We start from the raw sequence: 13,359 nt of genomic DNA, 5'->3' as shown, positions 1-13,359 counted from the left end.
TCTATAGAACGATCTAGACATGCCGCGCATCACATGGCAATATGGACGAGCTAGAACGATCTAGTCCCCAATTTCCAGGAGTTGTCAGTGAGTTACCTCAAGTACCCGGTCGCCGAAGACCGCCCCGTCCGGATCGGTCTGATCGGTGCGGGATGGATTGGAAATTTCCACGCGGAGTCCGTCGCTTTCCGCATCCCCAACGCCCGCCTCGAAGCAATCGCCGATCCGGCCTTTCCTGCCGTTGAGGCCCTGGCCGGCCGCCTGGGCGTCGCCAGGATCAGTGCTGATCCGGCGGACGTAATCAACGATCCTGACATCGATGCCGTCCTGATTGCGGCACCGGCACGCTTCCACTCCGGGTCTGATCGCGGCCGCGGCGCAGGCCGGAAAGCATGCATTCTGCGAGAAGCCCGGCGGGCGCACGGTGGAAGAACTTGATGAAGCCCTTACCGCATCGGAGGCTTCCGGAGTGATTGTCCAGTTTGGCTTCAACCGGCGCTATGCGGCCGATTTCGCCGCCGCACGCAAACTCATCGACGACGGCGCCGTGGGCACCCCGCAGCTGCTGCGGTCCCTGACCCGCGATCCCGGCAGCACGGCGGGCATCGCCAATCCGGAGCGGATTCCGCCGGGCACGATATTCCTTGAAACCCTTATCCACGATTTCGACACCTTGAACTGGCTCAACCCCGGCTCCGTTCCCCTACGTGTGCATGCGGTCGCTGACGCCCTGGTCGCCCCGGATGCGAAGGCGGGCGGGCTGCTCGATACGGCCGTCGTGACCATCACGTACAGCAACGGGGCGATTGCCGTGGCCGAGGCGAACTTCAACGCCCTCTATGGCTACGACGTGCGCGGTGAAGTTTTTGGGTCCGCGGGCATGGTCACAGCGGGAGGGCCGCAGGCCTCCAGCGCCACGACGTACACCTCCGCCGGCATCGGCGCAGCCACAGTCCGCCTGAACGTGGACCTGTTCCACGACGCCTACACCGCAGAGCTCGCCCACTTCGTCGACGCCGTGAGAGCCCGCCGTGACGGCCTCGAGGCTCCCGGAACCCCGGGCCCGGGGGGCACCGATGCCCGGAACGCCCTGGCAATAGCTCTGGCCGCCGTCCGCTCGGCAGAGACAGGCCTGCCCGTGGAGGTTGCGTCGATCGCCGAGCTACGTCCCGCTGAGTCTGAACTCCACCTGGCCGGCGGTCAGGCATGAGCTTCCGCCTGGCCGTTTGCGCCGAGATGGTCTACGGCGAGATGCCCCTGATCGAACGGGTGGAGAGGATCCACGAGCAAGGCTTCGAAGTTGAGCTTTGGGACACCAGGGGAAGGGACATCGGCTCCCTCGCCGCAACAGGGGCCCGGTTCTCCTCGATGAGCGGATACTTCGGCGGCAGCCTCATCGACCCCGACAGCACCAGCGAGGTGCTGGCATCAGCGGAGCGGCTGATTCCAACGGCGCTTGAACTTGGTGTCGAGCGGATGGTGATCCACCCGGCAGAGCTCGGGGACGGAGGCCGGGCTGTCCGTCCCATCAACCGGGCCACCGGCCAGATGTGGCTGACCGGCCTGCGCACCCTTGAACGCCTGGCCGTCCTCGGCGAGAGACACGGCGTGACCTTCGCGCTGGAGAACCTGAATACGATCCTGGACCACCCGGGCATACCGCTCGCCCGGGCCAAGGACACCTTGGCGCTGGTCGCGGCAGTTGACCAACCCAACGTCAAGATGATGCTGGATCTCTACCACGCCCAGATCGGTGAGGGAAACCTAGTCGAACTCGTCAGGGCCGCACTGCCCTCCATCGGGGAGATCCAGGTAGCCGACGTCCCGGGCCGGTTCGAACCCGGCACGGGGGAGATCAATTACAGTGCCATTGCCTCTGCTTTGAGGGATGCCGGCTACAGCGGCGTCGTCGGTCTCGAGGCGGGAGCCTCCGGCGGCCCGGGCCTGGAAGCAGGGGACACCGCCCTCGCCGCCTTCCGCGCAGCCTTCGAAGGCTGACCAACGCTCTCCATCCGTTTGCCCATTGGGTCCGTTCATCCTGGCCTTTGGCGGCAGGTCGGTAACAAATGATGATCAACGTTTTCACAAGCTGCAGTGACGCAAGGAAGTATCGATTTTGGAAACCATGTACGACGGGCCCGCAGCCCGTGCGCTGACCGACAACACGTCCGACCCTTTGTCAGGCATCCGTCATATCGGCTGGGCGGCCGGCAGTCTGGTGCTGCTGTTCAAGGCTTCCAAGGATCATCCCGTGGTGTTGAGCGGCCTTGGAGGCGCGGAGGACGCCCACGTGACCGGCGCCACGCAGCCGATCGTCGAAGTGATCGCAACCGGTGATGGACGCGCGCGCACTACAACCCGCTTGACCAACACCGGTGTCGGATCGCGTCTGCGCTACCTCGAGCACAGCATGCACAATGAACCGGGCGAGGAGCTGCTGGCCATCGTCCAGGCCGACGCCGTGACCGGCCTGCGCGTGACCACAACATTCATAGCCTCCACCGACGTCCGGGCCGTGAGAGTCGTGACCACGGTTCACAATGACGGCGGACATCCGGTGGTCCTCGAAGCCGTCTCTTCCTTCGCTTTCGGCGCCGTCGTCAACCCTGGTGAATCGACCAAGGACCTGCTTGTCCATTCAGGGACCGGGGAGCAGTTGGCCGAGAACCGTTGGACCGCCCGTCCGCTGTGGAGCCAAACCGCACTCGCTGACTTCAATGCGGCATTCACCAAGCAGCCCGGCCGCGGCTCGTTTGAAGCCGTCAGCACCTCAACCTGGACTACCGGCCGGGCACTCCCGACGGGAGTGCTCGAGAATTCGGCCACGGGACGCTCGATCGCGTGGCAGATCGAACACAACGGCGGTTGGCGCTGGGAAGTCGACAACGTCCGCGAAGGCGAGGATTCGGTCGCGGTCATTCTTCTCGGACCCGAGGACCTGGACCACCACTGGTCCGAGGAACTGAACCCCGGCGACAGCTTCACCTCGGTCCCGGTATCCCTCGCCGTCTCCACGGATGGATTTGAGGGCGCCATTGCGGAGCTGACACGTCACCGCCGCTGGCTGCGACGCAACCGCGACGCCGACCGCGGCTCGCTGCTGGTCTACAACGACTTCATGAACACGCTCAGGGGCAATCCAACCACCGAACGCCTCCTGCCCCTCATCAGCGCCGCAGCCGCAGCGGGAGCCGAATGCTTCTGCATCGACGCAGGGTGGCACGATGACAGCGGCCTGGCGGACTGGTGGCCCACCGTTGGCGAATGGATCCCTTCCGTCAACAGGTTTCCCGACGGCGGACTCGCGCGGGTCATCACTGCGATCCGTGACGCCGGCATGAAGGTCGGACTCTGGCTGGAACCCGAGGTGATCGGCGTGCAGAGTCCGATCGCGACGACATTGCCGGATGCGGCGTTCCTGCAGCGACACGGCCGACGCGTCGTCGAGCACGAGCGCCACTTCCTGGACTTGCGCCACCCGGCTGCGCGCGGACACCTCGATGCCGCCTTCGACCGGCTGGTCGAAGCGTTCGACGTCGACTTCTTCAAGCTGGACTACAACGTCAATGTCGGCCCCGGTACGGACTACGAGGCATTCTCCGTCGGCGCAGGGCTCCTCGGCCACAACCGCGCTCACCTCGCCTGGGTCGCCGGGCTGCAGCGCAAGTACCCGCGCGTTATTTTTGAGAACTGCGGTTCCGGTGCCATGCGCGCGGACTTCGCCATGATGGAACTGTTCGATCTGCAGTCAACCTCCGACCAGGAGGACTTCGTCCTCTACCCGGCGATTGCCGCAGGAGCGCCCGTGCAGATATTGCCCGAGCAGGCAGGCAACTGGGCCTACCCGCAGCCAACAATGAGCCAGGAGGAGATCGCCTACACGATGGTGTCCGGCCTCAGCGCACGGCTCTATGTCTCAGGGTTCCTCGACAAGATGGAGGATGAACAGTTCGCCCTCGTGCGTGACGCCCTCACTTTGTCAAAGTCGATCCGTGACGACATCGCCATGTCCGTGCCCGCCTGGCCTATGAGCCTGCCCGACTGGTACGCCGACTCCATCGCCCTCGCTCTCAGGGCTCCGGACCGGACCTTCGTGTACGTATGGCACCGGGGCGCCGAGGATGCCGAACTGAGCCTCCACCTCGGCGCGGATGTCCGTGCCCGCCACCTCGTCGAGCAGCACCCCCGCACACTCGCGCCTTGGACCGCCGCTGACGGCCCTGACAACTCCGTTATCCTCCGTCCCGGCCAAGCCGGCATGACCGCTCGTGTCTACGAAATCATCCAGGACTGAGCCCTACGGCACGACACTGGCGACGCTGCCTGCGGTTTCAACGGTGCCGTCGATGCGGCGGTTCAGGTGCCACGGGTTGGTGTCCTGCAGCGGGACAGGCAGTAGTTGCTGGGGGATGTTCTGGTAGGCGTTGACGGCCTTAATCACAGCCTGGCCGACGAGTTCGCTGGTGCCTGGGTGGGCGTTGTGGGCTTTGAAGACCACCGGGCAGCCGGCGGCGAGGGCCGAAGCCGTGTCGCCTCCCGCCGTCGAGAACGCCAGCGGGAAGTTGCTGGCACCGAAGACGGCCACAGGGCCAAGCGGGATCTGGCGCTGGCGGATGTCGGCCCGCGGCATCGGCGTACGGTCCGGGATGGCCGGATCAATCCGGACGCCGCGGAAGTCGCCCTGCCGGACCACGGACGCGAACAGGCGGAGCTGGCCTGTGGTGCGGACTAACCGCGCGGGCGGACGATGACGGGACCGCCTCCCGCGTTGCTACAGTGAGCCCATGAGCATGACCAGAGGGGAATAAAACCCGCCGGACGCCAACGTCGGGGCCCCGCCAGACGGCCCAGTCGGCGTCGGTTCGGCGGCTGTTGCACCCGCAAATAAGAGGGTCCGGAATGCTGCTTCCCGGCCTTCTACCGCGCCGGCTGTCCCGCTGCCTCGGCGGCTTCCCGGCTGGCTGGTGCGGAATCCGCTGCATGCAGGCTGGGCGTGGACGGGTTTCTGGGCGTTGCTGATCATTGTTGATGAGTTCGTGGACCTGGCCGGCTGGACCTGGTACGTGCTTGTGGGGATGGCTGCCCTGCCGACCCTGGCCTGCAGTGTGGCCGTGCTCCATGCGACCCCGCGCCGGTACCTCAAGCCTCAGAAAGAATCGGTGCTCGCGCACTTCTTTGTCCGGTTCCTCGCGCTGACGGCTGCCTTTATGGTGTGGGGCCTGTCCGTGGTGGCCAGCGCCTCGATTTCCACAACGGTGCAGGCGCTGGCTGGGAATTCGGAGCGTGCTGTGACGTCGCTGGGGTTCAACCTGCTCCTGGCGGCGGTGCCCCTGGTTGTGTCGGTGTTGTGGATGGCGTTTATTGTGCGCTGTGCGTGGTTCCTGCGACGTCTCCGCGGCTGGCGCCAGAACCCGCAAGATTCGCGGCTGCCCAAGAGATTCCTGCGACATTCGCCCCAACTTCGGCGCGTTGTGGTGGGTCTCGCCCACCCCGGCCTGCTTCTGGTGGCCGGGCTTGGCACCTCGGTGCTGGCACTCTTCCTCGGCGCCATGGGAGTCACGCTCAACCTGATTGCCTGAGGAGCGGCAGCTTCCGCAGAAAAGAGACCTCTACACCCAGCGCGGGTTGTCCGGAGGCGGCGCCCGACATATGGGGAGGCGGGCTCTGTAGGCGTGATTCTATAGCTTCAGTGAAGCGCAGCAGCCTGGTGTAGTGAGGTCGTATTCGCGGGTTCAGGGTTGGCGAGAGCGTGGTCCTTCTTTCCAGCCCAAGCCTTGGTAGAGCGAAACACAAACCTGGAGGTCCTCAACATATACGCCTAGGCACGGCTCGAGCCCGTCACCAATGCAGCCCTGCAATGGCCCGCTGCTTCCAATCCACGAGCCCACTTTGTTGCACCGACGCTAACGATGTCCGGCCTGCCGAAGTTGATCGGGTCGACAACGACAAGTGGGACGGATACCCGTGCCAGTGCGCGGAGATGCCGACTGGTCATTTGGGCCACCCACATACTTCTGCCTGTCGGATTTCGCCGTGGCCGGAACAAGACGTGGCACCGCATCGCTCGGAGCGGTTAGGAGTTGCGCATTTCGTGTATGAACCATTCGCGGATGAGGCCAACCCGGGTGTCGCCGGGGTCTCTTGAGAGGAATACGTACTTGCTGCCATCTTCAACGAATCCGAAGGGTGCGACGAGACGGCCGTCGCGGAGATCGTCCGCGACCAGGGCGTAGGGGCCTATGGCCACACCAACACCGGCGGCGGCGGCCTGCAGTGAGAGATAGAAGTGCTCAAAGGTCGTCTCGCTCCGGGCCGGGAATTCTGGTGCTGGGGCGTTTTCTTTCCAGTCCGTCCAGGCTCCAGGGCGTGTAGCCGAATGGAGTAGCGGAACGGCGCTGAGGTCTCCGATTGTAGAAATTTTGCTCGCCATATCGGGACTGCAGACCGGGCCAATTCTTTCGGAAGTCAGGATCGTGCTGTCCATGAGGAGTGGTATCGCGAAGTCGTTGCGGCGCACGGCGATGTCAACGCCTTGGCGGGCAAGGTCAATTCTGCCGCCTGCGCCGGAGAGGTGAAGATCAACGCCTGGGACGGCTTGATAAAGGGCCGGCAGCCGCGGAAGCAGCCATCGCATCAGGAGTGTGGGCTCGCACGATAGGACCAGGCTGTCACTCTGCCGGAGGCGCTGAACGCGTCTGGTTGCTGAAGAAAGAAGATTGAGGGCGTCAGTTATTTGGGACGCGTAATCCACCGCGTCCTGTGTTGGAACGATCGCACGGTTACGGCGCTCAAAAAGGCTCAAACCCAGAGAACGTTCGAGGGCCTGGATCTGCCTGCTCACGGCGCCGTGGGTTAGGTGCAGCTCCGCGGCTGCTGCGGTGACGCTTCCCAGTCTGACTGCACATTCGAAGGGAACCAAAGTCCCCAAGGGCGGTAAGTCTTGCCAAATCATGTGAGTAATCCTCACACGTGCGTGCCAAAGAATCCATTTTTATTTAGGCTTCCCGGTGGGACAGTTGAATGAACCTAACGTGAAGGAAGGAAAAATGCTGGACAAGGTAGTGCGTCCCAGACACCCTATGACGCTTCGCGATGGTGACATGGACTTCAAGATAGGTGTTCTCGCTGACGATCTGACATCAGCGGGTGACGGTGCAGGCCCGTTCCGCGCCTTAGGCATACCCGCGAGCATCTTTCTCGGAGAGGTGGAGGGCGAACTGCGAACGGGCGTCTCTGCGGTAGATGTAAACACCCGTTCCCAGGATGAAGGGACAGCGGTTTCCGAAACTGTCCGTTGTATGCGGCGGATCAGAGATGCTGACGTCCTGTTCAAGACCGTTGATTCCACCCTGCGGGGCCATGTGGTTGCTGAGGTCGAGGGGGCACTTGCCGAGAGCGGGCGAATGACGGCTGTGATTGCGCCCGCGTTTCCAGCTGAAGGACGAACCACCCAGGGCGGCGTTCAGCTCCTTGACGGCGTTCCGGTGTCGGAAACGCATTTCGGGCTGGATGCTGCCAATCCGGCAAAGGAAAGCAACCTTAAAAGGCTTTTTCCTGAGGCGAACCTGATCGATGCAACCATCTCCTGGAACCACCGCGTGGGTAAAGAACGGATCCTGATTGCCGATGCGCGTTCGGACGCTGACCTTGACCTTCTGGTTGCACATCCCGATTCCCTTGCGGATGTCCTATGGGTTGGTTCACCTGGGTTGGCGGCCGCTGTAGCCAAGAGGTGTGCCGTTTCGTCAGCTCCGGCGCCGGTACCGGCGAGTACACCGTCCACGCGTGTGTTGATCGTTGTGGGGAGTCTGCATCCCTCGAGCAGGGAACAGCTTGGTGTGGTCCTGGGTCTGCTTTCCTCTGAAGGGCAACGCTCCCTTCCTGCCGAGACCAGGAGCAAGGCGGACCTGGTTGGAAGAGTCATCGAAGAGCTCTCCGCCTATGGCTATTCGGCCTTGCATGACCCTTTTGTCTCCCACTCCACAGGGGAGGCCGACGACTGGCTGGCGTCAACCGTCCAGGAGCTGTTCGACGCAGACGCATTCGACGCGCTCATACTTACCGGTGGCCAGACTGCACGAAGCGTGTTGGACAGGCTCGGTTCGCGCCAGATCGACGTCCTCTCTGAGCCGGAACCAGGCATAACTCTCGGAATCCTTGACCATCCCGCACACGTGCCGGTCCTGATCAAGGCCGGTGGCTTCGGGAATCCCCGGTCGCTCATCCGGCTAAAAAACCTTTTGCTCGAACTCCAAGACATTGAGGAAGAATCATGAAACCAATTGCATTGACGATGGGGGACCCCTCGGGAATCGGACCAGAGATCGTCATGAAACTGATGGCTGAGCAAGGACTGAACATCCCTGCACTTGTCATAGGTGACGTCGGCGTGCTGAACAGGGCTGCCGCGCAGAGCAACATTGCGTTGGAAGCCCGGGCCATCACCCTGTCCGAGTTCTGCCCGGATGCCAGTTACGTTCAAGTGCTCGCTAAAACGGAGTTGCCGGAAGACCTGCCCTTGGGGAAGGTTCAGGCGCAGTCGGGCCAAGCGGCCTTCGACTACGTCAAGGCAGGCATTGAGGCTGCCCTCGCGGGTGAGGTTTCCGCCCTGGTGACGGCTCCTATCCACAAGGAGGCGATGCGATTGGCGGGCCTTCCTTATCCGGGACATACCGAGATCCTGGCAGAGCTCAGCGGGTGTGATGACTACACGATGATGATGTCCAGCGACGATCTTCGCGTGGTCCTTGTGACCATCCACGAATCCTTAAAGAACGCCATTGAGCTGGTCACCACGGAGAGCATTCTGCGGTCGATACGGCTTGCCCACTCCGCCATGGTGAAGGCCGGGATCGCTGAACCACGGATCGGCGTGGCCGGCTTGAATCCGCACGCTGGCGAGAACGGTCTGATGGGCACCGAGGAATTGGAGATCATTGAGCCGGCAGTCGAGAAGGCCATCGCTGAAGGAATTTCTGCCTCCGGCCCATGGCCACCAGACACAGTGTTCCTGCGTGCACGCCAGGGCCATTTCGACGTCGTGGTGGCCCAGTACCACGACCAGGGCCTCATTCCGTTCAAATACCTCGGTCTTGAACGTGGAGTCAACGTCACCATCGGGCTGCCGTTCGTGCGGACCAGCGTGGACCATGGAACGGCCTTCGACATCGTTGGCCGTGGCATCGCCGACCACCGAAGCCTGCTGGTAGCACTTCACCATGCAGTCCGGATGACAGGCGGACAGTAACCCCGCCCCACACGGGATCGGGATTTCCGACCCGCCTACCGCTATTTCTCCCCTGAAAGGAACCAACTCTTATGGAATTCATCTTCATGCTCACCCGGGATGATCAGACCGTGAAGGACTGCCTCAACGTTCTGACCGAAATCGAGGACGTCCCACTAAAGCACATCGGCTTCAAAGACATCGGCGTCGCACCTGACGTTCTCCGCGAGCTTCACACCCGAATCAAAGCCCGGGGAGCCGCTACCCACCTCGAAGTGGTCAGTACCAGCCGCGACGCCGCACTGCAATCAGCCAAAATGGCAGTAGATCTGGGTGTGGACTATCTCCTTGGCGGCACCTTCGTCGACGAAACACTTGAAATACTCTCCGGTTCCAACGTGCAGTACCTCCCATTCCCCGGACAACCGACAGGGCATCCCACGAAACTAGGTGGAACGCCAGAGGAAGTGGCCGCGCAATGCACCGCATTTGAACAGGCCGGAGCCGCGGGAGTTGACTTGCTCGCCTTCCGCGCAACCGATGCGGAGCCACTGGACCTTGTTGAGGCGGCGCGGAAAGCCACGCATGGCACGCTCGTTGTCGCAGGAAGCATCGCGTCCATCTCCCAAATTGAAGCACTCGCCGCAGCGGGAGTAGACGCCTTCACCATCGGCCAGGCAGCCTTCACCGGCACCATCTCTCCCCGGTTTGGTTCCCTGCGCAGCCAACTCCAGGAAGCACTCACGGCTGCAGCAGCGACCGCCGCAACATCCTCCGCCGCTTAACTGAACACAAAGACACGCACCATGACGGTCCATAGCAAATGGCAACCAATTACATTTCAGCCGGCATGTGCCGCTGGACCCATTGAAGGGAATCACCATGAAGACTACAAACAAGATCCAGACGGCGGCCGCGGGGCTCGCTGTCCTGCTGGCCCTGAGCGCCTGTGGCGGGGCGGCCACCAGCACGCAGGCCACGGACCTGCCCAAGACGCAGAACACCCGTGACATTTCCGAGGGTGTCCAGCCGGACCCTGCCGCTGTGGCGCTGCTGCCGCAGTCCGTCAAGGACAAGGGTGAACTGACCGTCGCGATGGACCTCAGCTCCCCGCCGATGACCTTTCTCGCCGAGGACAACAAAACCCCCATCGGCGTGAACCCGGACCTCGCCCGCGTGGTCGCCAAAAAACTCGGGCTGAAGCTGAAGTTCGAGAACACGGCGTTTGACACGATCATTCCCGGTATCGACGGCGGCCGGTATGACTTCACCGCGACCACCATGGCAGCTACCGACGAGCGGCTCAAGGTCCTGGACATGATCAACTACCTCAAGGGCGGTTCCGCCGTGGCGGTACCCCATGGCAACCCGCTCAAGCTGACCAACGACACGCTCTGCGGTAAGAACATCGGCGTGGCCAAGGGCTCCACCCAGCAGCTCAAGCACCTGCCCAACGTCTCCAAGTGGACCTGTGAGGACAAGGGCCTGCCCGCCATCAACGGGGTGTCATTGCCCAGCGTCCAGGAGGCCCTGACGCAGCTGGACTCCAAGCGGATCGACGGGGTCTTCTACGACGCGAGTGCCCTGGCCTGGGCAGACGCGCAGCAGCCCAACCATTTCACCGTCCTGGAGCCCAGGATGGATACCCGCACGAACACCACCGTCGCCATGGCGCTGAAGAAGGGATCACCGTTGACACCGGCCCTGCAAAAAGCCATCCAGTCCCTTTTGGAATCCCCGGAATACAAGGAGTCGCTGGAGTACTGGGGCCTGGGAGCATCAGCCATCACTGAAGCCGCGATCCGCTAATGGCAGAGCCAATGCTCACAACGATTCCCCAAGGAAGTGGAACCGCAATGACCGGCAAGGACCCGGCCCTGAAGCCCAGGCTCAAGCGGCGCAGCACCTTTGAGTACGTCGCCTGGGTGGTGTGCAGCCTGATCGGCATCGGCATCCTGGCCTCGGTTTCGACGAACCCTAACTTCAAGTGGGGCGTGGTTGCGAAGTACTTCACGCAGGAGACGATCCTTCGTGGTTTGATGCTCACGATCTTCCTCACCGTGGCGAGCATGGTCCTGGGAACTCTCCTGGGCCTGGTACTGGCGATCATGCGGGCCTCGAGCGTCAAACCGATCGCAGCGACCGCCGGGGTCTACATCACTTTGTTCCGCGGTACCCCGGTCCTGGTGCAGTTGATTTTCTGGTTCAACATCGCAGCACTTTATCCGAACCTCTCGATCGGGATCCCTTTCACCGACATCGGCACCGCCATCGACGTCAACGCGATCATGGGCCCGATTACCGCGGCGCTGGTCGGGCTGACCCTGAACGAGGCCGCGTACATGGCTGAGATCATCCGCGGCGGGTTCTCTTCGGTCGGGAAGGGCCAGCTTGAGGCTGCTGACTCCCTCGGGATGAGCGCCTCAACGAAGATGCGCAAGGTCATCATCCCCCAGGCCATGCCCTCGATCATCCCCGCGACCGGTAACCAGGTCATCGGAATGTTCAAGGAAACCTCCCTCGTGAGTGTCCTTGGTGTTGCTGAGCTGCTCCAAAGCGCCCAGCTGATCTACGCCCGCACCTACGAAACCATCCCGCTGCTGATCGTCGCCAGCCTCTGGTACCTGGTGATGACGCTGCTGCTGAGCTACCCGCAAGCCAAGCTCGAAGAGAAATACTCCCGCGCAACCTCCAGGCTTCCCCGCAAGGCCAAACCCGTTGTGCTCACCGACCCGGAAGGTATCGCCCGATGAGTGCAGACGGAACCATCCTCGCCAAGAAAATCCGAAAGTCCTTCGGACACAAAACAGTCCTCAAGGACATCGATTTGGAGATCGCCAGCGGCGAGATCTGCTGCATCATCGGCCCCAGCGGCTCCGGCAAATCCACCGTCCTGCGCTGCATCAACGGCCTGGAAACAGTGGACTCCGGAGTCCTGAAAGTCAACGGTGAGGACTTCGGCTACTACGAAACCGAGAACGCCTACCACGCCCTGCCGCCCAAGAAACTCGCCGAGCAGCGCACCAGGCTCGGCATGGTCTTCCAGCAGTTCAACCTCTTTCCGAACATGACAGCGCACGAGAACATCATGTCCGGACCCGTCCTGGTCAAAGGCGCCGATAAGAAAGAATCAGCCAAACGCGCCCACGAACTGCTCGCCAGCGTCGGCCTGGCCGGGTTCGGGGACTACTACCCCGCCCAGCTCTCCGGCGGCCAGCAACAACGCGTCGCGATCGCCAGGTCCCTGGCCATGGACCCCGAGATCATGCTCTTCGACGAACCCACTTCCGCCCTGGACCCCGAAAAAGTCGGCGAAGTCCTCGCCGTCATGAAGGACCTCGCGAAGAAGGGCATGACCATGGTCGTGGTCACCCACGAAATGGGCTTCGCCCGCGAAGTGGCCGATTCCCTGATCTTCATGGACGACGGCTACATCGTCGAACGCGGCGACGCCCGCGAAATCCTCTCCAACCCCAAGGAACCCCGCACCCAGGCCTTCCTGGAACAGGTGCTCTAACTCCAAATCAATCCTACTAAAAGAAGAACTGAGATCATGAACCACTGCAAGAAGGCACTGGCATGAACCTGCCACTACCTCAAACCACAAAGGCGGGCTCCGCCTTGGACCGGCTCCGGGGCCTTGGCCTGGAGCTACCGAGCCTCGCGGATAACCCGTACTACGTGCACCACCGGGCGGTTGACTCCAGCATCCACATCTCGGGCCAGCTGCCGTACAAGGATGGCGAGCTGCTGGGCCAAGGGATCGTCGGCCGGGACGTTGAGCTGGAAACGGCGCGGGAGCTCGCCCGTCACTGCGTGCTGAACTGCCTCGCCGCCGCTGTGCAGGCGGTGGGCGATCTGGACCGGGTCCGGATCGTGCAGATGCTGGTCTTCGTGGCCAGTGGACCGGACTTCGCTCTGCAGTCACGGGTCGCGGACGCTGCCAGTGGCCTGCTCATCGAAGTGTTGGGTGAGAACGGGCGGCACGCCCGCACCGCGATCGGTGTCGCCGGGCTGCCAGCCAACACTCCGGTCGAGATCCAGATGATCTGTACGGCAGTTTAGACGCTGGCACGACGGCGGCACTGTGCGATTGCGGTGGTGTGCGGGACCCGCTGATGCGGGTCCCGCAC

At 62.7% G+C, this 13,359-nt stretch carries 11 protein-coding genes and 3 pseudogenes; 12 read left to right on the top strand and 2 right to left on the bottom strand.

What is annotated here, in order from left to right; genetic code table 11:
- Window positions 1-87 precede the first annotated feature (87 nt).
- From QFZ40_RS10755 to QFZ40_RS10745, 3 genes and pseudogenes are all read left to right on the top strand, one after another.
- A pseudogene (locus QFZ40_RS10755) lies at window positions 88-1,210 on the top strand (Gfo/Idh/MocA family oxidoreductase).
- A complete protein-coding gene (locus QFZ40_RS10750; RefSeq protein WP_306904350.1) occupies window positions 1,207-1,998 on the top strand; it encodes a TIM barrel protein in 792 nt (263 codons plus the stop codon). The pseudogene QFZ40_RS10755 and the gene QFZ40_RS10750 overlap by 4 nt, the downstream one beginning before the upstream one ends.
- Before the next feature lie 127 nt (window positions 1,999-2,125).
- Window positions 2,126-4,294 carry a glycoside hydrolase family 36 protein gene (locus tag QFZ40_RS10745; protein ID WP_306906897.1) on the top strand — a complete coding sequence of 723 codons (2,169 nt, stop codon included), beginning with the start codon at window positions 2,126-2,128 and terminating at the stop codon, window positions 4,292-4,294.
- Window positions 4,295-4,426: 132 nt separating this feature from the next.
- On the opposite strand, the pseudogene QFZ40_RS10740 reads toward QFZ40_RS10745, so the two are convergent.
- Window positions 4,427-4,729, bottom strand: a pseudogene (locus tag QFZ40_RS10740) (aldehyde dehydrogenase family protein); the annotation flags it as partial.
- A 235-nt stretch (window positions 4,730-4,964) separates the two neighbouring features.
- On the opposite strand from QFZ40_RS10740, the gene QFZ40_RS10735 reads away from it, so the two are divergent.
- Window positions 4,965-5,579, top strand: a complete 615-nt coding sequence (locus QFZ40_RS10735) for a hypothetical protein (protein ID WP_306904349.1) — start codon at window positions 4,965-4,967, stop codon at window positions 5,577-5,579.
- A 494-nt stretch (window positions 5,580-6,073) separates the two neighbouring features.
- Here QFZ40_RS10735 and QFZ40_RS10730 read toward each other — a convergent pair whose 3' ends face one another.
- The gene (locus tag QFZ40_RS10730; protein WP_306904348.1) at window positions 6,074-6,952 is read right to left on the bottom strand and encodes a LysR substrate-binding domain-containing protein; all 879 of its coding nucleotides are present in this window, start codon (window positions 6,950-6,952) and stop codon (window positions 6,074-6,076) included.
- Window positions 6,953-7,046: 94 nt separating this feature from the next.
- Here QFZ40_RS10730 and QFZ40_RS21660 point away from each other — a divergent pair.
- The 8 genes and pseudogenes from QFZ40_RS21660 to QFZ40_RS10690 all read left to right on the top strand — a co-directional run.
- Window positions 7,047-7,661, top strand: a pseudogene (locus tag QFZ40_RS21660) (four-carbon acid sugar kinase family protein); the annotation flags it as partial.
- A 126-nt stretch (window positions 7,662-7,787) separates the two neighbouring features.
- Window positions 7,788-8,276 (top strand): nucleotide-binding domain containing protein, encoded by a 489-nt coding sequence (locus tag QFZ40_RS10720; protein WP_306904346.1) that lies wholly within the window; start codon window positions 7,788-7,790, stop codon window positions 8,274-8,276.
- Window positions 8,273-9,247: a 4-hydroxythreonine-4-phosphate dehydrogenase PdxA gene (gene pdxA, locus QFZ40_RS10715; protein ID WP_306904345.1), complete on the top strand. Its 975-nt coding sequence runs from the start codon at window positions 8,273-8,275 to the stop codon at window positions 9,245-9,247. Before QFZ40_RS10720 ends, pdxA begins: the two co-directional genes overlap by 4 nt.
- A gap of 71 nt (window positions 9,248-9,318) precedes the next feature.
- On the top strand, window positions 9,319-10,011 hold the full coding sequence (locus tag QFZ40_RS10710) for a hypothetical protein (RefSeq protein WP_306904344.1): 693 nt from the start codon (window positions 9,319-9,321) through the stop codon (window positions 10,009-10,011).
- A 97-nt stretch (window positions 10,012-10,108) separates the two neighbouring features.
- The gene (locus QFZ40_RS10705) at window positions 10,109-11,035 is read left to right on the top strand and encodes an ABC transporter substrate-binding protein (RefSeq protein WP_306904343.1); all 927 of its coding nucleotides are present in this window, start codon (window positions 10,109-10,111) and stop codon (window positions 11,033-11,035) included.
- Between the two features lie 47 nt (window positions 11,036-11,082).
- Window positions 11,083-11,979 carry an amino acid ABC transporter permease gene (locus QFZ40_RS10700; protein ID WP_306904342.1) on the top strand — a complete coding sequence of 299 codons (897 nt, stop codon included), beginning with the start codon at window positions 11,083-11,085 and terminating at the stop codon, window positions 11,977-11,979.
- Window positions 11,976-12,743, top strand: coding sequence for an amino acid ABC transporter ATP-binding protein (locus QFZ40_RS10695; protein ID WP_306904341.1), 768 nt, complete (start codon window positions 11,976-11,978; stop codon window positions 12,741-12,743). The genes QFZ40_RS10700 and QFZ40_RS10695 overlap by 4 nt, the downstream gene beginning before the upstream one ends.
- Before the next feature lie 62 nt (window positions 12,744-12,805).
- Window positions 12,806-13,291: a RidA family protein gene (locus tag QFZ40_RS10690; protein ID WP_306904340.1), complete on the top strand. Its 486-nt coding sequence runs from the start codon at window positions 12,806-12,808 to the stop codon at window positions 13,289-13,291.
- Window positions 13,292-13,359: the final 68 nt, after the last annotated feature.

Origin of the sequence: Arthrobacter pascens, assembly GCF_030816475.1 — a bacterium.
Lineage (GTDB): Bacteria > Actinomycetota > Actinomycetes > Actinomycetales > Micrococcaceae > Arthrobacter > Arthrobacter pascens_B.
Note: the sequence above shows the minus strand (reverse complement) of the source record. Positions and strands in the feature narration are given on the sequence as shown.

Excerpts from the sequence above, each read along its gene's own strand:
- QFZ40_RS10750 (WP_306904350.1), top strand. The coding sequence starts at position 1,207 with ATGAGCTTCCGCCTGGCCGTTTGCGCCGAGATGGTCTACGGCGAGATG.
- QFZ40_RS10745 (WP_306906897.1), top strand. The coding sequence starts at position 2,126 with ATGTACGACGGGCCCGCAGCCCGTGCGCTGACCGACAACACGTCCGAC.
- QFZ40_RS10730 (WP_306904348.1), bottom strand. The coding sequence starts at position 6,952 with ATGATTTGGCAAGACTTACCGCCCTTGGGGACTTTGGTTCCCTTCGAA.
- pdxA (WP_306904345.1), top strand. The coding sequence starts at position 8,273 with ATGAAACCAATTGCATTGACGATGGGGGACCCCTCGGGAATCGGACCA.
- QFZ40_RS10710 (WP_306904344.1), top strand. The coding sequence starts at position 9,319 with ATGGAATTCATCTTCATGCTCACCCGGGATGATCAGACCGTGAAGGAC.
- QFZ40_RS10705 (WP_306904343.1), top strand. The coding sequence starts at position 10,109 with ATGAAGACTACAAACAAGATCCAGACGGCGGCCGCGGGGCTCGCTGTC.
- QFZ40_RS10700 (WP_306904342.1), top strand. The coding sequence starts at position 11,083 with ATGACCGGCAAGGACCCGGCCCTGAAGCCCAGGCTCAAGCGGCGCAGC.
- QFZ40_RS10695 (WP_306904341.1), top strand. The coding sequence starts at position 11,976 with ATGAGTGCAGACGGAACCATCCTCGCCAAGAAAATCCGAAAGTCCTTC.
- QFZ40_RS10690 (WP_306904340.1), top strand. The coding sequence starts at position 12,806 with ATGAACCTGCCACTACCTCAAACCACAAAGGCGGGCTCCGCCTTGGAC.